Origin of the sequence: Pseudobacillus wudalianchiensis (assembly GCF_001685015.1) — a bacterium.
Taxonomy (GTDB): domain Bacteria; phylum Bacillota; class Bacilli; order Bacillales; family Domibacillaceae; genus Pseudobacillus; species Pseudobacillus wudalianchiensis.
The window spans coordinates 356215-381457 of record NZ_MAYT01000027.1 but is presented as its reverse complement, the minus strand read 5'-3'; the positions used below and the strand labels follow the sequence as shown (position 1 = coordinate 381457).

30 protein-coding genes are annotated in these 25243 nt (G+C 35.5%); 19 read left to right on the top strand and 11 right to left on the bottom strand.

Annotation, left to right across the window (positions count from 1 at the left end):
- Positions 1 to 274 precede the first annotated feature (274 nt).
- The gene (locus A8F95_RS15085; protein ID WP_065411258.1) at positions 275 to 553 is read right to left on the bottom strand and encodes a hypothetical protein; all 279 of its coding nucleotides are present in this window, start codon (positions 551 to 553) and stop codon (positions 275 to 277) included.
- Positions 554 to 928: 375 nt separating this feature from the next.
- On the opposite strand from A8F95_RS15085, the gene A8F95_RS15080 reads away from it, so the two are divergent.
- Positions 929 to 1126 (top strand): hypothetical protein, encoded by a 198-nt coding sequence (locus A8F95_RS15080; RefSeq protein ID WP_065411257.1) that lies wholly within the window; start codon positions 929 to 931, stop codon positions 1124 to 1126.
- A 242-nt stretch (positions 1127 to 1368) separates the two neighbouring features.
- Here A8F95_RS15080 and A8F95_RS15075 read toward each other — a convergent pair whose 3' ends face one another.
- Complete coding sequence (locus A8F95_RS15075; protein WP_065411256.1) at positions 1369 to 2193, bottom strand: STAS domain-containing protein; 825 nt, start codon at positions 2191 to 2193, stop codon at positions 1369 to 1371.
- Positions 2194 to 2851: 658 nt separating this feature from the next.
- Here A8F95_RS15075 and A8F95_RS15070 point away from each other — a divergent pair.
- The 11 genes from A8F95_RS15070 (at position 2852) to A8F95_RS23330 (ending at position 8747) form a co-directional block, all read left to right on the top strand.
- Complete coding sequence (locus A8F95_RS15070) at positions 2852 to 3613, top strand: nucleotidyltransferase domain-containing protein (protein ID WP_065411255.1); 762 nt, start codon at positions 2852 to 2854, stop codon at positions 3611 to 3613.
- A 185-nt stretch (positions 3614 to 3798) separates the two neighbouring features.
- A complete protein-coding gene (locus A8F95_RS22605) occupies positions 3799 to 3969 on the top strand; it encodes a hypothetical protein (RefSeq protein WP_176713720.1) in 171 nt (56 codons plus the stop codon).
- Between the two features lie 158 nt (positions 3970 to 4127).
- On the top strand, positions 4128 to 4310 hold the full coding sequence (locus A8F95_RS15060; protein WP_065411253.1) for a YfhD family protein: 183 nt from the start codon (positions 4128 to 4130) through the stop codon (positions 4308 to 4310).
- A gap of 667 nt (positions 4311 to 4977) precedes the next feature.
- Positions 4978 to 5463 carry a hypothetical protein gene (locus A8F95_RS15055; protein ID WP_065411252.1) on the top strand — a complete coding sequence of 162 codons (486 nt, stop codon included), beginning with the start codon at positions 4978 to 4980 and terminating at the stop codon, positions 5461 to 5463.
- A 473-nt stretch (positions 5464 to 5936) separates the two neighbouring features.
- Complete coding sequence (locus tag A8F95_RS15050) at positions 5937 to 6134, top strand: hypothetical protein (RefSeq protein WP_065411251.1); 198 nt, start codon at positions 5937 to 5939, stop codon at positions 6132 to 6134.
- 238 nt (positions 6135 to 6372) lie between these two features.
- Positions 6373 to 6768 (top strand): calponin homology domain-containing protein, encoded by a 396-nt coding sequence (locus A8F95_RS15045; RefSeq protein WP_065411250.1) that lies wholly within the window; start codon positions 6373 to 6375, stop codon positions 6766 to 6768.
- A 62-nt stretch (positions 6769 to 6830) separates the two neighbouring features.
- Positions 6831 to 7031, top strand: coding sequence for an SH3 domain-containing protein (locus A8F95_RS15040; protein WP_065411249.1), 201 nt, complete (start codon positions 6831 to 6833; stop codon positions 7029 to 7031).
- A gap of 22 nt (positions 7032 to 7053) precedes the next feature.
- Entirely contained in the window at positions 7054 to 7458 is a 405-nt protein-coding gene (locus tag A8F95_RS15035; protein WP_065411248.1) for a hypothetical protein, read from the top strand.
- Between the two features lie 176 nt (positions 7459 to 7634).
- On the top strand, positions 7635 to 8075 hold the full coding sequence (locus A8F95_RS15030; protein ID WP_065411247.1) for a phage holin family protein: 441 nt from the start codon (positions 7635 to 7637) through the stop codon (positions 8073 to 8075).
- A gap of 120 nt (positions 8076 to 8195) precedes the next feature.
- Positions 8196 to 8393 carry an N-acetylmuramoyl-L-alanine amidase CwlD gene (locus tag A8F95_RS23335; RefSeq protein WP_065411246.1) on the top strand — a complete coding sequence of 66 codons (198 nt, stop codon included), beginning with the start codon at positions 8196 to 8198 and terminating at the stop codon, positions 8391 to 8393.
- Between the two features lie 42 nt (positions 8394 to 8435).
- Positions 8436 to 8747 carry a hypothetical protein gene (locus A8F95_RS23330; protein WP_065411245.1) on the top strand — a complete coding sequence of 104 codons (312 nt, stop codon included), beginning with the start codon at positions 8436 to 8438 and terminating at the stop codon, positions 8745 to 8747.
- Positions 8748 to 8856: 109 nt separating this feature from the next.
- Here the strand turns inward: A8F95_RS23330 and A8F95_RS15015 are convergent, their stop codons facing one another.
- Together A8F95_RS15015 and A8F95_RS15010 are read right to left on the bottom strand one after the other, a co-directional pair.
- The gene (locus A8F95_RS15015) at positions 8857 to 9966 is read right to left on the bottom strand and encodes an S-layer homology domain-containing protein (protein WP_065411244.1); all 1110 of its coding nucleotides are present in this window, start codon (positions 9964 to 9966) and stop codon (positions 8857 to 8859) included.
- A gap of 249 nt (positions 9967 to 10215) precedes the next feature.
- Complete coding sequence (locus tag A8F95_RS15010) at positions 10216 to 10932, bottom strand: stalk domain-containing protein (RefSeq protein WP_065411243.1); 717 nt, start codon at positions 10930 to 10932, stop codon at positions 10216 to 10218.
- 307 nt (positions 10933 to 11239) lie between these two features.
- Between A8F95_RS15010 and A8F95_RS15005 the strand changes: the two genes are divergently transcribed.
- Entirely contained in the window at positions 11240 to 12820 is a 1581-nt protein-coding gene (locus A8F95_RS15005; RefSeq protein WP_065411242.1) for an S-layer homology domain-containing protein, read from the top strand.
- Complete coding sequence (locus A8F95_RS15000; RefSeq protein ID WP_065411241.1) at positions 12817 to 13065, top strand: DUF3006 family protein; 249 nt, start codon at positions 12817 to 12819, stop codon at positions 13063 to 13065. The genes A8F95_RS15005 and A8F95_RS15000 overlap by 4 nt, the downstream gene beginning before the upstream one ends.
- Positions 13066 to 13104: 39 nt before the next feature.
- Here the strand turns inward: A8F95_RS15000 and A8F95_RS14995 are convergent, their stop codons facing one another.
- A complete protein-coding gene (locus tag A8F95_RS14995) occupies positions 13105 to 13782 on the bottom strand; it encodes a hypothetical protein (protein WP_065411240.1) in 678 nt (225 codons plus the stop codon).
- 128 nt (positions 13783 to 13910) lie between these two features.
- On the opposite strand from A8F95_RS14995, the gene A8F95_RS14990 reads away from it, so the two are divergent.
- Positions 13911 to 14132, top strand: coding sequence for a hypothetical protein (locus A8F95_RS14990; RefSeq protein WP_065411239.1), 222 nt, complete (start codon positions 13911 to 13913; stop codon positions 14130 to 14132).
- A gap of 252 nt (positions 14133 to 14384) precedes the next feature.
- Here A8F95_RS14990 and A8F95_RS14985 read toward each other — a convergent pair whose 3' ends face one another.
- From A8F95_RS14985 to A8F95_RS14970, 4 genes are all read right to left on the bottom strand, one after another.
- Entirely contained in the window at positions 14385 to 15623 is a 1239-nt protein-coding gene (locus A8F95_RS14985; protein WP_065411238.1) for a tyrosine-type recombinase/integrase, read from the bottom strand.
- Positions 15624 to 15683: 60 nt separating this feature from the next.
- On the bottom strand, positions 15684 to 16196 hold the full coding sequence (locus A8F95_RS14980; protein ID WP_065411237.1) for an ImmA/IrrE family metallo-endopeptidase: 513 nt from the start codon (positions 16194 to 16196) through the stop codon (positions 15684 to 15686).
- Between the two features lie 98 nt (positions 16197 to 16294).
- Complete coding sequence (locus A8F95_RS22840; RefSeq protein ID WP_065411236.1) at positions 16295 to 16954, bottom strand: excalibur calcium-binding domain-containing protein; 660 nt, start codon at positions 16952 to 16954, stop codon at positions 16295 to 16297.
- A 40-nt stretch (positions 16955 to 16994) separates the two neighbouring features.
- Complete coding sequence (locus A8F95_RS14970; RefSeq protein WP_077247393.1) at positions 16995 to 17789, bottom strand: thermonuclease family protein; 795 nt, start codon at positions 17787 to 17789, stop codon at positions 16995 to 16997.
- 612 nt (positions 17790 to 18401) lie between these two features.
- On the opposite strand from A8F95_RS14970, the gene A8F95_RS21760 reads away from it, so the two are divergent.
- Positions 18402 to 18791, top strand: a complete 390-nt coding sequence (locus A8F95_RS21760) for a YhfM domain-containing protein (RefSeq protein ID WP_245671359.1) — start codon at positions 18402 to 18404, stop codon at positions 18789 to 18791.
- 473 nt (positions 18792 to 19264) lie between these two features.
- Here A8F95_RS21760 and cspC read toward each other — a convergent pair whose 3' ends face one another.
- A complete protein-coding gene (gene cspC / locus A8F95_RS14960; protein WP_065411233.1) occupies positions 19265 to 19468 on the bottom strand; it encodes a cold shock protein CspC in 204 nt (67 codons plus the stop codon).
- Positions 19469 to 20168: 700 nt separating this feature from the next.
- Here cspC and A8F95_RS14955 point away from each other — a divergent pair.
- On the top strand, positions 20169 to 21170 hold the full coding sequence (locus A8F95_RS14955) for an S-layer homology domain-containing protein (RefSeq protein ID WP_065411232.1): 1002 nt from the start codon (positions 20169 to 20171) through the stop codon (positions 21168 to 21170).
- Between the two features lie 186 nt (positions 21171 to 21356).
- Here the strand turns inward: A8F95_RS14955 and A8F95_RS14950 are convergent, their stop codons facing one another.
- The gene (locus tag A8F95_RS14950) at positions 21357 to 21968 is read right to left on the bottom strand and encodes a hypothetical protein (RefSeq protein WP_065411231.1); all 612 of its coding nucleotides are present in this window, start codon (positions 21966 to 21968) and stop codon (positions 21357 to 21359) included.
- Positions 21969 to 22340: 372 nt separating this feature from the next.
- On the opposite strand from A8F95_RS14950, the gene A8F95_RS14945 reads away from it, so the two are divergent.
- The gene (locus A8F95_RS14945) at positions 22341 to 23462 is read left to right on the top strand and encodes a dsDNA nuclease domain-containing protein (RefSeq protein ID WP_065411230.1); all 1122 of its coding nucleotides are present in this window, start codon (positions 22341 to 22343) and stop codon (positions 23460 to 23462) included.
- A 68-nt stretch (positions 23463 to 23530) separates the two neighbouring features.
- The gene (locus A8F95_RS14940) at positions 23531 to 25231 is read left to right on the top strand and encodes a hypothetical protein (protein ID WP_065411229.1); all 1701 of its coding nucleotides are present in this window, start codon (positions 23531 to 23533) and stop codon (positions 25229 to 25231) included.
- Positions 25232 to 25243 lie beyond the last annotated feature (12 nt).

Here is a 25243-nt window from a genome sequence, read left to right as displayed (position 1 = left end):
GTCCTCTATAATAAGAAAATGTCAAATTACAATAAAGTTTTTAGAGTTTTCAAATCAAATAGCTTTATTGTCTAAACATTATACCTCAACTGTGAGGTGCATTCGTATTATATCGTTCAGCCAGAACTTTCTGGTTGAACTTTTTTTGTTTAGATCTTCATAAATCTTTTTATGGACGATTTAAGAAAGCTCTATGAAGAAATAAGCGAAAGGTTAACAGAAGTAAGACACCTTGAAATTTCTTCAAGGTGTTGTTTGATTACCCTATAATCATTCAATGCGTTGATTCCTGTCTGTCACTTGGTATTAAAATTGGATTCTGTACAGGTTCGTTTGCTTGTTGTGGATGTGTAAGTCTCTCTTCATATCTACGATTAGCCGCATAAAATTGGTCTTCCAGCCATCCGGCTTGTTCATGTGTTAGTTCCAAAACAAGTTCATTATTAGTGTCATCATAGGCAGTCAGGAGAACATAACTTTTATTGTCACGAGTGACATTAGCAACTCTTAGATAAAGGTTTTTGGCTTCTAGTCTTAACCGCATTCCGTCCATGAATATAGCCTCCTTAAAGCGTTTTGGTTATTATTCCCTGTGAGTAAAAAAGTATGCAGAAAAGTAAGATTTCCTAGTTTCAAGTTGGATCATGCTAGGCTAGAGACTAATGGGGAGCTTTGGAAAACACGAAGTATCAAAAGCCTGCTGTAATAAAAAGGCGTGATGAAGTCGAATACGTTAGATTTTAAGCAAAAAGAAAAAGGATACTACTAATAGAAACTGACTGTCCACTACACAAAATATGATTAGAGTCCTTTGATAAGTGTCTGGATTTTAAGGAAATACATGTACAAGTAGCTTTAAAAGAGAATATTTACGTTACTTGTATTAAAATGGGGGAGAGTAATAATAGCGCTGAAAGGAGAGTTCCAAATGAATGAAGAAAAATTATATGAGATAGAGATTATTACAGAGAGAGGGAGATACGGGAGCGAAGTTCATCATAACGTTCTCCAACTAATGCTTAAGGCTGATATCGTTACAGTCAGGGGCCAATCGGTGCGAGTCGCGGAAATTGAAGTAACTGATGAAGGAATAACAAGGTTTCACGGGAATTTGGTTGACTTATAATGACGATGAAAACATCCAAGCAATTGGGTGTTTTTTCTTTTTATGTAGAGATTATTTACCGAGTAACGCCAGCAGAGAAAAAACAAAGGGAAAAGATTGATCAATTATAAGTAAACTTGATTGCAAACCCTATCTCTTAAGATTTTTCTTTAACTATAGCAGCAAGTTAGATAAAGAAAAAGCCCCTTTTAAGTGGGGCTTTAGCGGCGCTATCCACTTGAGAACTTACATGGATACTTTATTTAGCTGACTAAGTATTCTTTTAATGCTTGTTGCAGCGTGCCCAATGTTTTGGTCGTATGATCAAAGGAGAGTCCCTGATGGATCATTTTTCTCACCACTTCTGCCCTTAAGCCGGTAATGACCGTTTTGCATCCCATCAAGGCAGCGCCATTGATAACTTTCATTAAATGGTCAATGACCTGGGGTTCCATATCTCCGATTCCCGATAAATCCATGATTAAGACTTGGATGCGGGATATCCCAATCTCAGTTAAAACCTTTTCCTCAAGGACTGAAGTTCGAAAAATATCAACCGAACCAATCAATGGCAAAATACAGACCGAAGCATTGATTGGAATGATGGGAACCGATAGATTTTCGACCAACTCTCTCTGAGCTGTGAGCAGGGAATCCTTATATGTAGAATAATTAATAAAAAAAGTATTTAAAAATGTATCAACCCGGTTATTAACTTCCTTTTCCAAGCGGAAAAAGTCCAAAGCCGCCTGTTTATCCACTAATTCGTTATACTGTTCTATAAAATTCCATAGAGTCCTGCGGATGGCTTGCACCCACTCTAATTTAAAGGATAGAGTAAGGGAGTGAGTAGCCCACGCTATCCCTTCTTGTTTCGCAAATAATTGAAGTTCTTTTTCCTTCCCTTCAATAATATAAACCACTAGCTTATGGGCATTTTTTATAAGGTCAATATTCCCGATTGCCAGAATTTCATCGATTTTATCTTTTACATTGACAGCCTCAGATAATAGCTTCTCTTCAAATTCCTTGGTATTTTTTTTAAAGAAATCTTTTAGTTCAAATGAATGTTGAGATACTTCTTTCACCTAATACTCCCCCTTTATGTATAACTCCACGAAACCCTCTACCACATTCTTTTATTTCTTAAACCATATTATTTAAGAAAGATTGAAACTTCAGATTTCAATAGATGGCACAATTATAGGGAGTATTTTTAGTATTTGTGTTGGAAAACATTTAATTGATTCTTACTAGAGCGATTGCTCCCCATTGATACCGGGTAATGAAAGCAAAAAACTACTGAATTTAAGGATCCTCAGCAGAAGTTATCCGTTTATTCAATCCATTTTCACCAAAGCCTTATCCATCTGTTTCTCATTCGCTTTACCCTCACAACTATTTTCGCCATCAACACTTCTATATGTATACTTTATGCTTTGTCAAAAATCAAAAACAAAGAGGGCGATTGGTGTATTATCCTGTCCTTGCTGATCATAGTAGGTATCGACAACCTCAGCTTTGAAGATATTCGTTAACATATGCTCATCATTTTTAATATCTGCTAGATATTTACCTGTCTTATACTTCTTAACAGTTTATTTTATTGGAAGAAGTAAAGATAACCGGATGATAGATCTTCCATTTTAAATAAGGGCATCTGTCCCAGCCCCTTTTTCTATAATCAATGCAGCAATAAAAGAGGAGAGAACGGAGAAAATAAACAGTAAAAAAGGAGGGACGAAAGTGAGCAAAGTGCACTTCGAAAAAACTAACATTGAGTGGCTTGAAGAGAGAACAATAATCCTAACTCCTACTGGCAGTTATGCTTATGGCACAAACATTGAGTCGTCAGATAGAGATTATAAAGGTATTTGCATCCCTCCTGTCGAGTACTACTTAGGCTTAGAATCTTTTAACGAATACAATACGACCGGCAGCAAGAACTTTAAAAATACGAAAGATGATGTGGATGTTACCATTACCCATATAAACAAATTTGTTAAAGATGCCATGTTAGGGGTGCCTAACAACATTGAAATTCTGTTTGCAAGGCAAGAAGACTACTTAAAGATCACGGAGTTAGGGCAGCAATTGATCGATAACCGCCGCTTATTCTTATCTAAAAAAATTCAGAAGAAGTTTGGGGGGTATGCCTATTCCCAAATTCAGAAATTGAAGAATAAAAAGCTAAGTGACACTGAAAGGCAAGATTCAGTTAAGCATTCTGCTTATGATACCAAATTGTTTATGCATAGCATCAGACTCCTCACAAGTGCAATTGAAATTCTTGAAACAGGTGATTACCGTACATTCCGTCCTAATAGGCAGTTACTGCTTGACTGTCGGAATGGAAAATATTCTTTTGAAGAGGCAATTGAAATGATCGAAGCGTATGACAGCCAGCTAAAAACTTCTCTAGAGAAGTCACCCCTTCCGGAGACACCTGACTATAAGAAAATAAATCGACTGTTGATAGAAATTAACCGAAAAGGGTTGCTTCTTTAGTAAGAAGTACGCGAAGAAAACATCAAAAGGAGAATCAACATGATCGAAGAAGTCCTATACGAAAATCGAGCGGTCAGACACAGTGAAACGAAATTCCTCCAGAATAAGAACTGAAATCTCTATATAGCACTGGAAGAAGTGAACCTCCTTTGGTCCATGAAACAAGTGAAAGAGTTCGATGAAATGTGGAACATGGACTTCTCAATGGAAGAGATAGATACCAGCTGATTAGTGAAATTAATAAGCATGATAAAAATTGCTACTTCATAAAAAGAAAACGGAAGGTCACGCCAGTGGATATGAACTTGATTTTCAATCATGACGAAACTATTCAGCAATCAAAAATTTCTTACTAACCCAATGAGGCAGGTTAGTAGCTGGTTCATTAGAAGAGAGAAAAGTAAATACTTCAGAGAAACAAATGCTTTGAACCAAACTAAGCAAAAAATGAATAAAGTTAGTTATAATTACACACTTTATATGTATACTACATTTCAATCGGAGGTTTTTTAAGATGTTACAAAATATAAATAATGAGGATAATGATCAGATTACGAATACAGCTGGGGCTTTTCAATCAGATGGTCGAGATGTTGAATTCTCACAAGAGCTTGCTGATAAGGATGATCTAGTGGCTCAAGAACGTTCAAAAGCAGCAGATCGAAGAGCAAAAGCAAGAAAAAATAATAAAGAATAATATTCTTTTTACTAGAGGCTGCGGTTTAGTTAATTTGGCTTTCATATTATTGAAAGATGTAACTAGCTGATACTACGGGTAAAGTTTGGAGGCGGTCACATGGTTTCGTTAATGTTCTTTGGGAATCTAAAAGAAAAACGAAGAGAGAAAAACTTCCAAAGGGGAATGTGTCCCGATTGCTCAGGCAGAGGGTTTTTCTCTTCAGGTTTTGAATCAGTTTATGTCCAAGATTGTAACACTTGTTTGGGTACAGGAAAGGCTATAGGGAATTCCTAGTTAGTTATTTTCAACTGAGGGGTGCTATAGTTGAATAAAGAGAGAGGAAGTCAGCGGAAGTTGCTGGCTTTTTTATGCCGTAGTGGGACAATAATCCGACATAAAAAAGGCAATAAATCAGACTTTTGGAGAAGTCTTTTTTATTGCCTAAATTACTTACTTTTCTAGAACACAGATTTCATAAGACTGTGCACTGTGTACAAACGTTGCAATGATACTAAGGTCAACATTATGCAACACAAACGAAAATTTCCTTACTCCACACCTATAGGAGGGATTTGTCATACATGAAAAGAATAATAATGATACGAGGTTATAGTGGGGGGAGAACTATGAAGAAAAAAAGTGGGCCACAGTAAAAGGCGAGGGCGGTAAGGGAGGAGTATTAGTATTGGGAGAGAAGCCGGACAAACTTCCGGAAACCGCTTTTATATCTCTTACTAGAGGAGAAGAATTAAATTTTATCCAGCTTTTTGTTAATTACGTCTTAACATTGATGGTTATGAGTCAAATGAAAAAATCGCCTGGGCTTATCTATGCAGAATTGCATGGAGAACTTAAAAGAGGTAAGGGGAATGGGCAAACCATGACGATTTGGGATGGTAAGTTAATGACAAAATTTCGTAATAAAAGTTCTCATGGGTTTGCAATGAAGTTCTTTGGTTGGGTAATTCACCGAAGAAATACGAAAACGTATTACCTCACTTATTTAGCAAAAGGGAGAATACCCTCCGCGACAGAGGCTGCGAATATAATAGGAAAGTATGGTAAATTTTACAATAGAGGAAAGCTCGCAAGAAAAGCACCCCCTCCAAAAAAGGAAGAAATCATACCTTCTCAATCTATCATAATAGGCAACAAAGTACCTATTCAATAGGTGTGTTTTTTATGCAAAGGAAAGGGAGTGTGAGTAGGGGATTGCTTGGAGGCGATGCCTACTTCATTTAAAAAATAATTAAAATGCCCGAATAAAAGGGGGTTACCCAAGAGGAACTTGTTGGAACGCTTGGTTTTATTAAAGCAGCGTTTCGAATTATAAAAATGGTATATGTGTATCCCGAATGAAAGAGGCACTTGTTCTTTCTAAAACTCTAAAAAAAGATACAGACTTCTTTATAATCAAAAGGAATAAGATTCTCACACATAGGCTGAAAATGCTCAGTAAAACTAAATGTGTCAATAAGGAGAGGAGCTCAGTGCCCTGTCAGATATAGTTGAAGAAAAAGAAAAAAGCTCTATTCGCTGAAGAAAGAGCTTATGTTCATTCAAAGACCTAGTATTTACCGATTATTCAGCTGGACTTTGATTCTTATGTTTCTTATACGGTAACAAATAAGTGCTTAACTGCCTATGCCTGTTGAAGAAGGGAAGTTGAGTATACTGAAGGTTGATAATGATACTAAGACTTTGTTTTACGAGTATATTGACAGACCTTTAACTGTTGAAGAAAAAATGGATTTACTTCTGAAAGACAATGAAAAGATAAGAGAACATCAGTCCCGTATAAAACAAGAACTCGATGATTTAATCTTTGGAGGTACTGCATAATGGCAGAATACGTAGGACAACGAATTATTGATGAAGCATACACATACGATTACGTCATTTCAAAGCGGTCCGGACCTTAAAGAGGGAATCGGCGCTTATTTAATTTCTGAGGATCATGGGAATTTAATTACGGCATAGATATAGGGTGCTTAAAGAAGGATTTTGTTATTTCCCCCATTTCAAAATCATGGTAAATTCAACCAGGGGGATTAACGTAAATAAACTAGGGGGGATTAATGTGAATAAAAAAGGAATTTGGATAGGGGCTTTATTAGCAGTGGGTGTCTACTCTTTGTCTAGTTTCGTAGAACAGTCATTTGATAATAAGGCAATGAAAGCTTACGATGCATTAGAGCATGATTTTGAAAATAGAGTACCAGTGGATGAAATGGATAAAGATGCTTTGGAATGGATTCATAATACAACGCTAGCTATGGAAAAAGATCCCTACTCATATAGTGATAGAGAGAAATCTATAGTTAATAATTTGGGTGTGATGGTGGATAGGATTGGCACAATAAATAGTCTGGACAATCGTGATCGTAGTTTAGAGGAAGAATATTATAATGCGCGGCACTCCGTTATACAGGCTTTGCTTATAGGAGAAGGAATTTATTTAGTACCTCTAAAATAATTGAAATTTAGGTGTGTTTTTCTATAATAGGGTAGTAATTATTAACTAAGGGAGAGAAAGGATTGAAAACTAAAAAACTATTAAAACTTGCAGTAGCATTTATTGTAGCTTTAAGTGTTTTGCTGCCTTTTGCATTTAATGCAGTAAATGCGGCAAATTCTACCGCGACTGTAAATGCAATTACCTTAAATGTGAGAGAAAAACCATCGACAAGTTCTAAGAAGTTAGGTTCTTTAAAAAGGAACAAAAGTTACTGTTCATAACAAACTTAAAAGTGGATGGTCAATGATCACTTATAAGAAGAAAAAGGGATATGTATCAAGTACATATTTGACTTTTGAATCTGATAATAAAACATGGAATGGTAAATATAGTCATGCTTCTTCTGGCACAGGTATTGGGGCTGATCTGATTATAAGCAAGCAAACTGCAAGTTCTTTTGATTTTATTATCAGTGAATATGAAAGAATAGAAGCAAATAGTTCACGGGTTTACAAAATGAAGAACTTGAAAGGGATAGCGAAATTAACAAATGGTAAAGGATATTATAGTAAGGGAGGTTGTAATATTGAATTTGAATATGTAAATAAAAATAAATTATATACCAATGTTAGTGGCTCTTGTACAGTAGGTTATATTGGAGATGAATTGAACAATTCTCCTGATGAAAAAATGGGGCATATTAGATAATAAGTTGATGGTGAAAATAGTTAAAATTTTCAGGCGGACACAAGTCCGTCTTTTTATTTTATATGAGGGGTGAAGTGATGGAATCATTACAACGAATATGTGCAGCATTTACTGGAGCTTTGTTTACACCGATTTTTGAAAGTTTATAGGGTGAAGGAGAAATCGTTCACGCGATAATGAGTGCTGTTGTATTTTTTATTATGATGGATTGGATTAGCGGAACGTGGGCATCTAAAAAAGACACATCCTATGCAAGCAAGTACGGAATTGATGGGCTCTTCCGTACTTTTTTTATTCTTCTATTACCCGGTGGAGGTCACTTGCTAGATGCAGCATTGGGATTGCGAGGTATTTTATTTGGTCTATTATCATGCGGGATCTTATGCCACGTGATTCAATCCATGACAGCTAATAGTATTCGTGCTGGATGGGGAGAATGGGTACCGGAATGGGCTCTAAACAAAATAACAGAGTGGATAAAGTCGGAGTTAGAAGCAAAAGTAAATGGAGCTGAGGGGCGAAAAGGACAGAAACGATTGGGGGGAAGACGATGGAGAAAATCTTGGTGCTTGATTTTGGACATGGCCTTCCAGATCCGGGAGCAGTTAAATATGTAAAAGAATATGAATGGACAATGAAGGTTGGAAAAGAGGTAGCAAAACGCCTGCCGGTCGGTATTAAGGTGATTTATAGGCGCACAATCAGATAACGCGCCTGATCCAAATAAAAGTAAGGACTTGAATGCCCGATGTGCTATTTCAAATAGAGAAAACGCCTATTTATTTGTCAGCATTCATTTAAACGCTGGTGGAGGTACAGATTACGAAACACTCGTATATTCACCAAATAAAGCTGGAAATGTTATTCATGCGGAGATTGCCGAAGTTCTTGTAAAAGATAGAGGAATTAAAATTCGTCCTGATGTCCGCGTATGAAAGGGTACAAAAGCGCCGGCGATTCTACTAGAATGCTTATTTGTGGATTCAGCAGCCGATGTAAAGAAATTAAAAGACATCGGATTCTTTAATAATTTTTTCCAGGCAATCGCAGATGGGATCGCGAAATTCCTGGGAGTTATTTCTTCTAAACCTACTCAAATGGCAAATAAGACGAAAGGGGAAATACTAGTGGATAAACAATATGAAAGAGATGCTGCTTCACAAAATTTCAAGGAAGCTCAGGAATGGGTGAAAGCAAACAGTATATCCGACGGAACCTACCCACAACGTCCAGTGACAAGAGAAGAAGCCTGGGCAATGTTGTATCGGGCTAGTAAAGTGAATAAATAGAAAAATAAGAGCTCTGTCCTTCACAGATGGGGCTTTTGTTTTTTACTTAGATTATATTTTTATTAAATATAAGAGAACTCAGTCATTTATAATTAGATCGTTTACCAACTTATTCAATTATTTCAAATGGGATTGCCAAAGTAAAATCTTTCTTTCCTATCTCTTTACTGAAAGATTGAACCACACGATATTGACCTTTGTCAATTTTTGATTCGAAGGTACTAAAGGTGATTCCTTGTCTATATGTCTTCTCTGGAGCGAGTTCATTAATTATCGCTGGAAATGCTATATCTTCGCTATACGGAACTTCTTTCCACTTACCTTCAACTTTCTTTTCTACTGTAAATTTGCTACCAAAATAGTAAGTTGACTTACCTTTATTAGTAATCTCAACAATTGCTTCTTTATCAGATGTGCTATAAGACTGCTTGTCAACACTGATAGATAATCCTTCCTGAGTTGAAGGCAAATCTAATACAGGCGTTTCTGGCGGCTTAGGTGCTGGTTTAGATTCAAGCTGATAAATTTTATAAAGCATAATTGCCAGCTCGCCTCTAGTTATAGGATCGTGGACACCGAATTTTGATTCTGTTTTTCCTTGAACTACCCCTGCGTTAAATAAACGTTGAACGGGTTCTACATATCTTCCTGTTACATCGATAAACTTATCGGACTTCTCTACTGGCTGATATCCGTCATCAAGAGGAATGTTTAAGAACTTGGATTCTTTAGGTGCTGACAAAGACTCATCAAATGCCTTAGATAAAAGAATAGCTGCTTCTCCCCTTGTTATATTCAAATGCGAGCCGAATTGAGTTGGCGTTTTACCATTTATAATGCCTGCTTCATGAAGAGCAGATATAGTCTTAATTGCACGTTGAGGCACATCTTTAAATGGAGCCTTCTTTGGGTTCGGATAAGTAATGTCAATGTCTGTGAAATGTCCTAATAAAACAGCCGCATCTACTCTTTTGACCTTTTCATGAACACCGAAGTAAGTAGAAGACAGACCTCGAGCAATCCCACTAGTATAAATGAAGTATACAGCATCTACATACCTTGAATTCGACGGTACATCGATGAAAGGTAAAAACTTAACATCGTTATACAGCGGTGGTAATTCTGCTTCTTCGGCATGAGTAGGAGATAGAGGAATACTTGAAGTGAATACGGCTCCTGCTATTACTGTCATTGCCAAAACATGTTTAGTTTTTTTCATTTAGTTTCGCTCCTTTGACCCTTACTAAGGTTGTTTCTCTCAATAACTACTTAGTAAAGTATAACAGAATTTTCCAAGGTCAATAACGAAAATGAAATGTTAGATACCAATAAATTAATTAATCAAACCGAAGTTTCATTAAGCGAACTAAATAAAAAGAATAACCCTTGTCCTTAATGAGCTGCCCCACAAATGTTAATTTGTGTCTAACATTTAGGGGGCAGCTCAGAGAGAGGAGCTTTTTATAGTTTAAGAGTTTAAGTCAAAATGTAAGTCTACAGCTTGAACATACCCTGGGTTAAATCTAATCATAACTGATTTTGTGCCAGCAGGAATTTTCGGGAAAGTTATATTTCCTTCCATTGTTTTATTAGCGGGCATTCCTCCAGAAGAAACGTACGAAACTGTTTTTAAATAATCATCAAAGTCTGTACCGCCTAAATTTTTATTATCTGCATATAAGGTCCAATGTGACTCATCGAAGTAAAAAGAATAATTTTTCGGAGATTTATTAGTAACTTTAATTCGAGCAACTGTTTTATCGTTTACTTCTTCAATTGATTCAATTGTAACTACCATATAAAAACTATAATCCTGATTTATAGAAGTAATAGTGTAGGGCAATTCGCTTTTTTTGATGATTTTTTGTTCATTATGGGGTGAACTGCTTTTAATTTTGGCAGCCATGATTTTAGAGTCATAATTAACTTCTGCACCTAACATTTCGGCTGTATCTCTCAATGGTACATAGGTTGTCCCATTTAAATACAAAGTGCTCTTTTTCACCTTTTTACCGTCAACTTCTAATGCGATACGATTTTTATGTACTTCCTCTTTTTCTACGGTTGCCATATCTCCGCGTGGAGTCTTGTAAGACTTGACAACAGTTCCGGCATAGACGCCTGATCCAAACAAACTAAATGCTAATGTGCCTACTGCAATTTTTCCAAGCATTTTCTTCTTCATTTCCTTGTCCTCTCCCTTGGGTGTAGTTCTATAAGATTGGTGCATAATAACTATATCATCAAAAACTTTCCATCTGCTAGAAAAAATTTCATAAATTGAAAGTTTTACCTACAAAAGATTATCTAAGATATGTTGCAGAGAATATTAAGAGTTAACAGAGTTTGAATACAAATAAAGCCCCTTTCCTTTGTGGATAGGGGCCTATTTCTTAGATAGAATAGTTGGTTTTTTTGTGGTAATATTTTCCTGATTTTAATATGGCAGATTATGCTATAATCAAACAGTTATTAAGAGAGGGGGAAATAATTTGAAAAAGTGTGTTGTATTTCTATTAAGCTTTTTACTTGCATTGAGTGTTTTCATACCAAATGCAAGTGCAGCATCTTTTAAAGATGTAGCAGTGAATTACCGGTTTTTTAATGAGATTAACTATCTAACAGGGAAAAGTATCATTTCAGGTTATTCAGATGGAAGGTTTGGTCCTGATGATAAGGTGACTCGTGCACAGGCGGCTATTATGATTGGACGAACACTTAAACTTGATGGTACAAAACGTTCAACAACCTTTTCAGACGTTGATCCAACTAGCGTTGCTTCTGGTTATATTGCTTCTGCAGTAAAAGCCGGAATTATAACAGGCTTTCAAGATGGGACTTATCGTCCAAATGAAACAGTAACCCGTGGTCAATTAGCTATCTTCTTGGCACGTGCTTTTAAACTCAATGATTCAGCTGTAGTCAATTTTAAAGATGTCTCAAAAAGTTCAGCTGCCTATCCATTTATCGGTAAAATTATTGCGGCTAGTATTACAGAGGGATATCCTGATAATACATACCGTCCTAATCTTGCCGTAACGCGTGGCCAGTTTGCGGCATTTATGTCACGTTCGTTAAACCCAATGTTCCTCGACAGTACAAAGCGTCCAACTCTTAAAGTTAATTTTTTAAATGTTGGACAAGGGGATGCAATTCTTATTAAATTTCCTAATGGGAAAGCAATGCTAGTCGATGCTGGTCGTTCTGATGCTGACGTGAAAAGAGAATTAGCTTCACTTAACGTTTCAGCGATTGATACGTTCGTAGCTACACACCCAGATGCTGATCATATTGGCGGAGCAGATTATATTATTAAAAATTATAAGGTTAATAATGTTGTAGATTCTGGACAGGATCATACAACTCAAATCTACCTTGATTATTTAAACTCTGTAAAAGCAACTGGTGCGTCATTTAAGATTGCACAAGTAGGACAAAACATTACATTAGATTCTAGTGTTGCTGTGAAAGTGCTTCATGTGAACAGCAATGCAAGTGATTCAAATGAAGGTTCAATAGTATTAATGGTTAGTTATGGAGAGTCTGATTATCTTCTCACAGGTGATGCAGATGCAAAAGTAGAAGCCTCATTAGTGGATAAGTACGACCTGGATGCGGAGGTTTTAAAAGCTTCTCATCATGGATCAGATACAGGAACATCTCAAGCACTGGTAAATGAAGTTAAACCGGATTATGGTATTTTGTCCTATGGGGCAAACAATCAATATGGTCACCCAACATCCGCTGTTGTGAATCGTTTAAAAAATATCGGAGCACATATTGTCTCAACACCGAATGGTCAAATTCAAACTTGGACAGATGGCAGCTATGTTTTTATGAAGCAAGTTCCACCAGTCCTTGTTCAGAACCCGGCTCCAGCGCCAAAACCAGCTCCGGCACCAAAACCGACGCCGGAACCAGCTCCAACTCCAACACCAGCCCCGACTCCGACAAAGTTTCAAAATTGTACGGAAATGAGAAAGGTATATCCGGATGGAGTTAAGAGAGGCCATCCAGCATATGAACCTAAACACGACCGTGACAATGATGGATGGGCTTGTGAAAGATCATGAGAACTGGAAAGTATACAATCGATTCAATTGAAAAAGGGGTAGCAAAACTGCTATATCGTGAAGATGAATTAATGGAGGAATTAGTTCCTCTTGAGACATTTCCTTTTGATGTTAAAGAAGGAGACATCCTTTTAATTGAAGAAGAGAATGGGAAATTGAAGCTGGAATGCTTGAAAGACGAGAAAGAAGATATTCTCAAACAAGTTCGTGCTCTAAAAAAAGAATTGTTAGATCGAAATAATTAGTTAATAAATAAGGCCACTCACATAGAGTGGCCTTATTTTTTATTGCCAGTGTTTTTTCCAGTTTCTTATGACGGCATTTGGATTTTTATAAACTGGAGTAAATGTTTCAAATGTATTTTTCGTTGGATTAAAGTTCATACCGCTAAAATACCATTTTCCATCCGAGTTATCATAAAAAGCGGTTAGAAACTGATTCTTCTTCAATATTTGTGCACGTTCGGTGTAGTCTATCTCAGTAATGTGTACTAGAACGCCATTTTTTATATAGTACCAGTTAGCCATTTCTAAATTTGAGCTTCCAGGCTCGCTCACCGCCAAAATATCTGGTTGTCCTTTATATTTAGAAGGGTACATATGAACCGTTTTTCTTGTAGCATTCAATATGTAGTTTTTAAAATAATAGCTAGACTTTTTAATCTGACTTGTGCCTGCTTTTTGTGTATAAAGTGTATAGTCCCCTTTGTAAAGCAAATCTCCTTCGGCAGCGCCGGCCCAAACATGAGCCCATTCATGATCATATGATGCACGTGCTTTTTTCTCTCTTACCCCAGCAAAATATACTTTATATGCTACACCATTGGCATCTTTTAATGTGTATGTGACCCGGCTCTGTTTTGGATTAATAGGATTTTTCGCTGCTTCAGCTGGTTGATTAAAGACTGAAAATCCCACCAACAGAAAAACTATAGATATAAATAATTTGAGATATTTTTTCATTTTATTCCTCCTTTCTTGATGTGAGTATATATTATCATTTTAGCAGCAGGATAAAAAGGACAAGTAGGAAGGTATTTCCTTTTATATAGAGAATTAGTTCTGTATATCATACAAAGGAGAGGCTATCAATGTCATTGAATAGTATTAGGGACTTTGAAGAGTTAGACAACTTTCTATTTGAGAACGATATAAATCTTCGATGTAAAAAAACGGGCCTTTTTCTAAAGTATTCCGAGCCAGTAGAAGGGGTAATACTTTTTCTTGTCTTAGAAGATGGATCGTTAGTTGAACTAGCGGCACATCAATTGGAAGAGTCATTTGAAATAGTGCCACTAGCAATAAATACGTAAAGGGAAATTGTTCTATTCTATTGGGGACGATGGGGACCAATTGGGGACCAAATTCATCAAAAACCTTCTTTTTCATTCCAAATTAATCATAATCAAAACATTAAAAACCTTGACACAATCACATTTCTAGAGAGATAATAAAACATAACTTGAATAGGTAATCCTTCGGGGCGGGGTGAATAAAATCACCTTTGCCCCGTTTTTATTTGCCCGATAAACCTTGATATATCAACGTTTATGGTATTTCCAAATTTATGGTTTTTTCGAGTTGGTGACCAATTGGTGACCATTTGAAAGAATTGATAAGTTTTCAGGAGAAAAACGCTCGAATTTGTCCGCTGCACTTTGAGCAGCCTTTTGGCTAACGTGGCCATAAATGTCATTCGTCACTCGTGAGGAAGAGTGTCTAGCTCTTTCCTGAATAATTCGCATATTTACACCTTCTTCAATCAGTAAGGTTACCATAGTATGGCGCAAATCATGAAGTCGGATATTAAAGCCATGCTCTTTTCTGATTTTCCACCATTTTTGAGTAATCGTCTGGGGATGAAATCTTTCTCCAACCCCGTTGTGAAATAGGTATTGATGGTTTCCGCCTTTCCATTGATCATTAATGAGTTCACGTTCTTTTTCCCAATTGTCTACATAATCTCTAATTTCGTCCATATACCATTCTGGCATAGTCAATTCATCGGATCGTCCTGTCTTTGTTTCCTTAAGTGTTGCTTTCCCATTTACAGAAATGACACTTTTATTAATGGATAGAGCATTTCGTTCCCAAATAATATCAGTGAGCTCCAAGGGGACTACTTCGCCGCGTCTAAGTCCACCGATTAAAGCGGTCAGGAAAATCATTCGCCAGGTAGGGGAGAGATTTTCATATAACCATATGATTAATTGAGAAGCTTGATCTTGGTCAAGGAAACTCATTTCTGTCTTCTGGGTTGGTGGCCGTTCAATTTCCTTCATTGGATTATCCTTAATGACTCGCCACTCTTTAGCAGTCGAAAAGATATTTCTTAACGTCTTGTCTATCTCATAAATGGTATTAGGGGAGAGGCCACCTGGTTTGCCATCTTTTCGAGCACCATCTCTAGATAAAACATCATAGAAAGTAACAATTTGCATAGGGTTAATTTGATCAATTTTCCTATCCTGAAAATAGGGGATAATATGGTTCCTTATAAGGTTTAATCGTTCGGTTAATGTTTTGATCCCTAATCTTTTCTTTCCTTTTTTCTCTTTCCATTCTTCTATAAAGTCGGCAAAGTACATCTTTTCAGGAGCTATATACTCTCCAGATTCAACCTCTGCCTGAAATTTATATAGTTCTGCTTGAAGAAAGTCGTGTAATTTCTTTTTCTTTTTGAGAAGGGATTCATCCTCTATTCGAATTGTTTTTGTTTTCCGTATCCTTTTTCCTTTTCCGTCGTAACCAAGTTCAATCATAAGGCGAAAAGAATTTTTTCCGCGTTTTGTGATACTCGCCATGTTCTCACTCCTTTATTACTATCATTCCGTTTGCTTATGTATCATTCCATTAGCATGTGGCTACAAATAGTGTTCTTGAGCTTCGGCCATAGCTTGCCAAAAATACAAATTTTTTTTTTGTTGCAGCCATCTCTCTAGACGATGAGCAGCGAAAGAAAATTCAACAGTAAAAGTTCGTGCCAATAAGTAAATCAGTTCTTGTTTCCGCCAAGGGAACTCTAATCGTTCCATCATAAAAGTAGGAATACAAAAGTGTAGAGCAAAGTTATTAGCCTGCCACTCTTGTAATTCGATAAAGGAAAGAGGGAGGCACATTTGATTGCCGCAATGTCGCAATAAATGCCCTAATTCGTGGCCGAAATCTTGCCATTGGGCTTCTGGAGTTAAGTGCCGGTTGATAAGGATAAGAGGAGTTCCCGACATATGAATAGTTTTACTGACACCGCCTATGTATTCCACATCTACACCTAGTCGACTTGCAATAAGTTCAATACTTAGTTGTTCAGGTTCGTAGATGTGAATGGATTGATATAAAGAAAAAATGTAATCCTCCAATCTTGTTGAATAGGCCATTGACTTCACCTCAACATCATATTACAAACACACGTTCCCTATAAGTTTACAATAAAACCTCGTCCTGGAAAAGACGAGGTTTTATACAAGTTTAGTTATTACTCACAACCAACTCCATCACCATCTCTATCAAGGTGGCGCCCATAGCCCGGATCTCCCACTCGGACAGGAGCAGCACCTGCAGCTCTAGCCTCTGTACAGTTGCCATAATACTCACTTTCAGAAGAACCATAATCAACAAAACTATTCTGTGATTCTTCTGAAGAACTTGCAGCAGAGTTTAGGCTGGCGACTTCTTCACTTAATTTGTCACGTTCGGTTGCGATTGTTTGTTTTTCTTTTGTAAGAGTTGATACTTTACTTTCCAACTCAGTGATTTGCTGAGATAAAGACTCTTTTTCAGTGAGAGTAGCTGTTTCCTTTGCTTTTAAATCAGCATTTTTTGTTTCTAGCGCTTTCTTTGTCTTTTCAAGAGTAGACACTTTTTTCTCTAGCGTTTTAATCTCTGTTTTTAATTTTGTTACTTGTTGCGAAAGTTCGGTGCTTTTTGCGACTTCTTCATTAAGTAGATTTGCTTTACTATTGTCATAGATAAATGATCCGACAACCAGAAGAATAACTCCGCATAAAAAAGTAGAATAAAATAGTTTTTTAGATAAAAATTTATCTTTTTTAAACAGTTTTCGAATAAAGTGAAATATTAAATATAGGATTGAAAATAATAACAGCAATAAGCCCACCATTAAAATCATTTCCATCGCATGTACCTCCAATCAAATCACATTTAATTATTGCTTCTTATCTTTCACAAGCCCAACCGTCTTTATCGCGATCATGCTTCGAATCATATGCAGGGTGTCCCTTAGCAACACCTTTTGGATATTTCTTTCTAAGCTCTGTACAGTTTTTAAATGATTCTTTTTTAGGTGCTGGCTTAGGAGCTGGAGCTGGCTTAGGAGCTGGAGCTGGCTTTGGTTTTGGAGCCGGTGGAGCAGGTTTTGTTGGTGCAGGCTTTGGCTTCACAGGAGCGGACGTTTTTGGTGCACAACCACCATTCGTTGCATTCGTATTAGACCAGATGCCAAGCTTTTTCTGTTTTGCTGTTGCTTCTGCTGCTTGTAACTCTTCTAAATATTGAGTGTTTGGCGGATAGATCGCAACACGGGCTAATCCTTTTTCTAATAATGTCTTGTTAAACATTTTGTCATCTAGATAAATATAAGCAAGGATACGGCCATATTTGTCACGAGTTTGAACACCAAGCTCAACCTTTACGTTCTTTCCTTGAAGGCTTTTCTTTGTGAAATCAGAAGCTTCTTTTCCGAATAACTGAACACATTTTTTCGGATCTTTTGTTTCAGGTGTATCCACTAAAATCATACGGATAGTTTCTTTTTTTCCTTTATAAGTGACCTTAATGGTATCACCATCAACTACTTCAGTAACCTTTGAAGTAACAGCTGTCGTAGGTGCGGCTGCTTGAGCATAGTTGCTTTCTTGTGTGGCAAAAGGTGTGAATGAGCTGCCAAGCAATGATAAAGAGAGGGCAACGGCAGCGATAGGTTTAAGTAATTTCGATTTTCTGTTAAACATAAGAGTTGCTCCTTTGTTAATAGTAGATAAGATACAAGAAAAAAGAACCAGTGGCTAAGCAAAAATAAAGACACGCCACGGCGTGTAGAGGTTAAAAACAATTTCCTTTATTATCCTACAAACTAATCTAAAATTCTATATTCTTCATTCGTCAAATAACGACAAGAACACATGAAACAAGCAACTATAATCAGTATATTGACCTGGTGGCTGTGATAAAAGTTTATAAAGGAGGAAAGTTAGTTGGTTAGAATACTCACACAATAAGAAACATACAACAGAGAAGAAGTGCACGATCTATCTGAGCCGGCCAGTAACTTTATGTGCAAAATTTTTTTCAGCCGAGGAAAGAGAAGATGTTTTAATCGTTGAATTGGAAGGGAAGCTCCTAAAATACCTCATAGCTTCTAAATATTAGTTTAATAAAATTTTGAACGTACTTCTGTAATCGGACGCGATTGCTCAACAAAGGCAGTAGCTATCTGTGTTAACGTGCAGTGTAATCGAGTAGAGACGGTTATTTTATATTATTGATAATATAACGGTAAATGGTCTAAAGGAGGGATTTCGCTGAAAAAGCAGTGTATTTACTTTTTTGTCAGTTTAATTTCCTTGTTATTGATAGGATGTATTAATAACAATCCTGAAAAAGTTAATTTAAATCAGCTTACTAGAGTAGATGTTCAAGTTGTAAAAACAGATGAGAGTTATGGAGAAACTGTGATGATCACAGACAAGGAAACGGTAGATAATTTAAAAAAATTATTTAAAAAAGTTAAATGGGAGCCGAATATAGAGCCTAAAATGGCTAAAAAAGAAGATGTAAAAGCAACTTTATTTTTCGAATATGATAATAATATGCCAGAAAGACTATTCGAATATTGGATTTGGTTTAATCAAGAGAATAATACTGTAACAATTATAAGTAACAATGAAAAAGAGGGCTATGGGACATTAGATAAAAATAATGCAGAAACCTTAAAGAATATCCTTTTAAAGTAACAGGCGTCTTACTGAACAGGCAGCAAAAAGTATCTTCCAGTTGAGATCTTTTTTATTGCCGATAACGTGAGATTGTGTTAATCAAGGAAAGGACTAGAGTTTCTAACTGAAAAGCTTTAAATACGCTTATGCTTTCAGCAATTGTATCATTGAAAATAAAGTCCGATTATTTAAATTAAAGGTTGATTAAATATCCAGCTTTTCAGGATTTTTTCTTTAAGACGGGGCAGGTTAGTGAAAAAAGAAAGAATAAAATGTAGTTGTATTCGAAAAAAATAAATAACTTTTATATGTTCCGCATATTGTCAATCCAGTATGTTATACTGTAAACAACCTTTGAAGCTTTAAATCTTTTTCTATTACCTGTACCATCTCCCTACTCGAACGTTGAGTAGGGTTTTTTATTGAGTATTATAAGGGCATAAAAAAAACAGGCTCTATATAAAGAGCCTGTTTTTATAATCGATTTAAGATTAAGCAACTTTTTGAACGTTAGCAGCTTGAGCTCCACGAGGACCTTGCTCAACGTCAAACGTTACTTTTTGACCTTCGTCTAAAGATTTGAATCCGTCACTTTGGATTGCAGAGAAGTGTACGAATACATCGTCTCCATTTGCACGTTCGATAAAGCCAAAACCTTTTTCTGCATTAAACCATTTAACTGTACCTTGTTCCATTTTTGTTGCCTCCTAGTGCGTTACCACACGTTATATTACTATCCCTGCTCAAAGTATCATCAAGACGAAAAGTCGATATTCATACTATCCTTTACACCGAACAAAAATAATTCTTTTTTATCATAACAGGAAACGGAAAAAATTGCAAATTAATATTATCGTTTTAGTCATGGCATTAATTGTTAAACGTGTGGATATAAGTGTAGAAGTGGTAAGCAAAATAGAAAATGTCAATAATCCTGCATCGAATTTATAACATGGTCTTTTTGAAAAAATATCTGATTTAGTTGTGGAGTTGGAAGATAGAATTTATCTTGAGTTGTTCCATGATAGTAATTATTTTGAGGGTCGGCAGTTACTAGGGGACGAGGGGTTTTGTTTAGTTTCTTTACCAGGAGGTTCTAATTCAGATTAGTTGAATACCCCTTTGTTCAAATAACGGGGTGTTTTAACGCAAGAGAGTTTATTAAAATTAATCAATAATTACAAGAGTAATTTGAAAAACACTTTATTTTGACCAATCTTTTTTCAAAATAAAGTGTTTTTCAGTTGCTGTTAATAAGGGTTATGGTGAACTTTTAATCCAACGTAATTTAAATGTTATAGGTAGAGTTCTATAAATCTTCTATTTGTAAATATTTACCTATAAAATGGAGTATGATAGAATCATTCTAAGAATTGAAGAATAGGAGATAATCCATTGAACAAATATTCGCTATTTACGGCTGTGACAGCTGCCACAGCAACCATTTCTAGTTTAGCAGTTCCAGTGAGCGCAGCGTCGAATCACTCATTTACGGATGTAGGAAGGCAATACGAGGACGCAATTAGCTTTTTATATGAATTAGATGTAATCAACGGTACTTCAGCAACAAGATTTGGTACAAATCAAACGTTAACGAGAGGTGATGCGGCTGTTGTTTTAGCTAATATGCTCATGCTCGATACAGAAAACGCGCCTGATGCAGGTTTTAAAGATTTAAATGTCCGTGTAAAGGGATCTGTCAATGCTCTTGCTAAGGTTGGCATAATTTCTGGTGTAACGAAAACCGAATTTAAGCCAGGGGAGACCTTAAGCCGTGGCGCCATGGCTAAACTTCTTGTAAAAACATATGAACTAGAGAAATATGCAAAGCAAACTCCATTCACAGATGTTGGTGGTGTCTTCAAGCCTTATATTGAAGCTCTATATGGAACAGGTGTTACATCAGGTAAGACTCATTCATCATACGGCACAAACCTAAATATTACCCGTGGTGAATTTGCCAATTTGCTATATAAAACGTTTTTCTTTGTAGTGGGAAAAGAAACTTTTTATATTCCATGGGTTGCAAATGTACAAGTAATTTCTGCTACTCAAACGAAAGTTAATTTGACTGAAGCAGTGCCGAAAGAATATCCGAAAGAATATATAGCAGAAGATGTAATGGTTTGGCTGCAATTCAATGTTCAATATAGCAATGGAATTGTAGTAGAGTTTGATCCTGCTTCTTATTCTCTTACAGCTGACCGTAAAGCTCTCGTGATCAACCACACAAATCTATCATTAGCCGGTAAAAAAGGAACGATGATCATTAAAGACCTGAAAGCTAAAACAAAAGCCTCATTTGATTTTACAGCAGTGAAAACATCTTCAAGCAAAAATGTAGATTCCTCATTCGCCTATACGGATGGTCTGCCTGGAACGCAAGCAACAAAGTAAATAAACACTAAAAGAGCCCATATTATATGGGTTCTTTTGGTGTTCTATTCTTTAATGGTTTCCATTTTATCATCATTCGAAAGGCGTGGTAATTCTGCAGCAAATCTTTGGCCATTCAGCTCCAGCGATCACGCTGCGGTATATTGGCATTAACGATGAGATAGTGAGTAATAGAAGATGCTTTATTCAATACATCTTGGCCAAAGCCTTATCCATCTGTTCCTCATTGGCTTTAACCTCATGGCTATTCACATCATCAACGCCTCGATACGTATACTTTGTGTTCTGCCAAAAATCGAAAGCGAAGAGGGCGATCGGTGTATTGTCTTGTCCTCGGTGATCGTGATAAGTATCAACAACTTCAGCTTTAAAGATATTCGTCAACATATACTCGTCATTTTCTATATCTGCTAGATACTTACCGTTTTTGTATTCATTAACGATATAATTCTCAAACTCTGTACGCTCACTATCACTAGCGTTGTAGTCTTGAGCATACAAGCTGACTTCATCAAACTTTTCGGTTTTCGATTTATTTGAAGCGGCTACTTCTTGAATTTTGGATAACCAGCTTCCTTTTTCTGCTGCCTCTTTTTCTTCACTTGCTGTCTCTTCTTTTCCACTGACTGTTTCATTGTCCTCACTATTAGGAGCCTTTTCTGCAGGCGCTTCGGTAACAGATTCCTCCGTCTTGTTATATTCTTTTGCACCGAAATAGGCAGTGCAGCCACCAATAACGAGTAATAACAAAATAATCAGGCCCAAACAGCCCAGACAACCTTTAAATAAATTCCCCATTTACATTCTCCCTTTCTAGATGTCTAAATGTGAAAAATATTCTCTTCTATTATTCTATAAATCGATTTGAAATTCTATATCCAACATTCGACAGGTAACGACAATATACCTAAAATCGTTTCGGTATAATGGGTATATGGATATGTTTTTGTGTTTTGATAGAAACTGAGAAAGAGTATGATATTAATGATAGTAAGTAATGAGATCTAATTAAGAGAAGTTTATATCCAAAGAGTTACTAGAGGTCTTTATAATAATGAGGAAGTAATTTGTCTTAAAATTCATTCTTATGTTCACTGTAACTTCGTTGAAGTTTACGTTAATTTGTATAGTATGACTAGTTTGATTTTTAAGTCACTTAGGGGGAAACAAATGGTTATAAAACTTACAAGCTCTGCATTAAGAGAAAAGGCTGGTTCTGAAAGCTACAATAGATTTGAATATCAAGTTCATTGGATAGTATACCATATGATAAATGAATTTATGAAAGGCTCTGAATTTTATATTTTCTGTGAATTCCACGATGATATGGCTAAAACGGAACATTCTATGGAACCTTCTTGTGCAGATTTTTATCAAATAAAAACAACATCTCAATTTAAAGAATGGACTTTCCCTAGGTTATTTCGAACTTACAAAAAAAGAGATGGAGGAACTAAACATTCTTTTCTGGGATTTATATTCTACAATTTTTTAAATTTTCAGTCTGAATGTTCTGCTTGTCACTTTGTATCAAATGTCGGAATGAATGAAGAAGTAAGACGTTGGCAAGCTTGTGTTGAAGATAAAAAAGAATTAGAAAAGGAAGAACCAGAACTATATATTAAGATAAAAAGTTTTATACTGAATGAATTTGAAGAAGTAGAAAACTTTGATGAAGTTTTTGATAAATTCGTACAAAATACGTTTCTATATAATGGGGATTTATCGTTGGATAACTACGAAAAGGTGGTTGCTGGAGAATTTTTTGAAATGTTGAGGGACACAGATATCTTTGCCTCTAATAGTAACAAGATTTTAAGAGATATAATTGAAAATGTTAGAAGAAAAAGCAAACAAACTATAGAGATACCAATAAGTTATAAGTCTCTCCAGGAGAAAAAAGGAATATCTTCCGAGGTTTTTTCGAAATTAAAAAGTCAAGTGGGACAGGGCTCTAGGGTTGACGAGAAGAATTATACATTGATTAAGGAATTTTTAAGCAACCATAATATTCCTGACATTAAGATTAATATACTAATTAGTAGGTTGAAAGCGCACTATATGAAAGAGCTTGATGTGTCAGATTTGCTTTATCAAGATTCTATTGAATCAATAAATTTGTTGATTAATGACCTAATAATCGAACATTATGACGAAATAGATGATTCTCAATTGTTTTTAAGCAATGTAAAAGGTGAATTAATAGATAAGACAAGGGAAATTGTTAAAAAGGATATAGGCATAGATATTATTTTAGTTGAGGTATTATTTTATGAAAAACTCGTTATATGAGGAAAAGAAAATTAAAAATTACAAAAGATTAATCAGAAAGTTAAGGTTACTGAGAGAGGAAAATAAGGATGAACAGGTTGACTTTAAAAAGATTAATAGTGATAAGTAATAAGGAGAAAAAATCAAGAGAGTTAACTTTTGAAGAAGGTTTAAATATTATTTCAGGAGCTAATAAGACAGGTAAATCTTCTTTAATAAAAAGTATTTTCCACACTTTTGGGTGTGAGGTTAGATTTGAACCAGAGTGGAAAGGGTTAATTGACAAGTTTGTTCTTTTTTTTCAATATGGAGAGAGAGATTTATGTATTCTAAGACAACAAAGTTTATATAAGGTTTTCGAGATTAAAGAAGGTATTTTAGTTAAATTGTTTGAAGATGATAAGTTTCACTCCTATAGTGAGAAACTTATGAACTTGATGGAGATATCTATGGTATGTTCCACAAAGGAGAACATACAAGTTAGTATTACTCCCCCGCTGCTGTTTCGCTTTCAATATATTGATCAGGACGACGGGTGGAACAAAATTGGTGAAAGTTTTACTAATATGAAGTATATAAAGGATTGGAAAGGCCATACAAATAAATATATTGTAGGATTTCAAGGAGAAGAGTTTTATCAAGCAATCCGAGAGAGAGAAATCATTAAGAATGAAATGATTAATTTAAGTTCTAAAATGAATCATTTTGATGAATTCTTAGATAAATTGCAAGGTATTGTCAATGAAAATAATAATATGGCATTAATAAAAAAGCTGAATTTACAAACGCAAAAAAAAATTGCAGACGGAATTATTTACAAAATAGATAAGTTAGAAAGAGAACGAATTAAGAAAGAAGAGTTGTTATCTAAATATAAAAGTTATAGATATGAAAAAAACTTAGAGATTCAATTTATAAAAAAACAGGTACAATATTTAAACGAAGATCATAAGTATGCGATGGAAGAGGATGAAATAATTAAATGTCCTTTCTGTGGGACTGATCACATAAATTCTATAGAAGAAAGAACAGAAATAGTAAAAGATATACAAGCGGGAAATAAATTAATCCAATTACATAGAAGAGAAATAGAAGCTTTAGAAGAAAAGATTTCCGTCATTGAAAAAGAAAGGTTAGAGTTAAATAATGATTATTATAAATTAAAACTAGAATTAGAAAAGCTTGAGGAAAGCGCTTCAATAATTGATGATTTTAGAATGCAAGGCCAATTAAGCATAATAGAGACCGGGAACAACGAAAGAGATAACATTAAAGATGAGTACGACAGTAAGATTGTTGATAAGGATGAGATGGATAGAGAGATCAAAAGGATGAATTCTCAAAAAAGAAGGAAAGAAATTACTAATCAGTTAACAGGTTTTTATGAAACAGTTTTGAATCAATTAAATATCCCAACATCTTATATTCAACTGAGAGATTTTGTTCAGACTCTAACAAGATTAGGAAGTGATTCACCGAGAATAATTTATGCTTATCATATTGCTCTGTATTTATATAATCTTGAGAGATTAAAAAGTCCTTTTAACATACTCGTTATTGATACACCTAACCAGCAAGGTCAAGATAGACAAAATTTAAAGAATATAGACTCAGTACTAGAACTTTTAACATCAGAAAAAGGGCAAGTAATTATAGGAACTGAACGAGAAACAGGGTTTGAAAAAGAAGCTGCAAGGTGGATAAAACTTACAGATTATAGGAGTTGCCTGTCAGAAGAAAAGTTCCAGCATCACGATCAGCTTATTAGTAAGTTAAACTCTATATCCTGATCTTTGTTACAG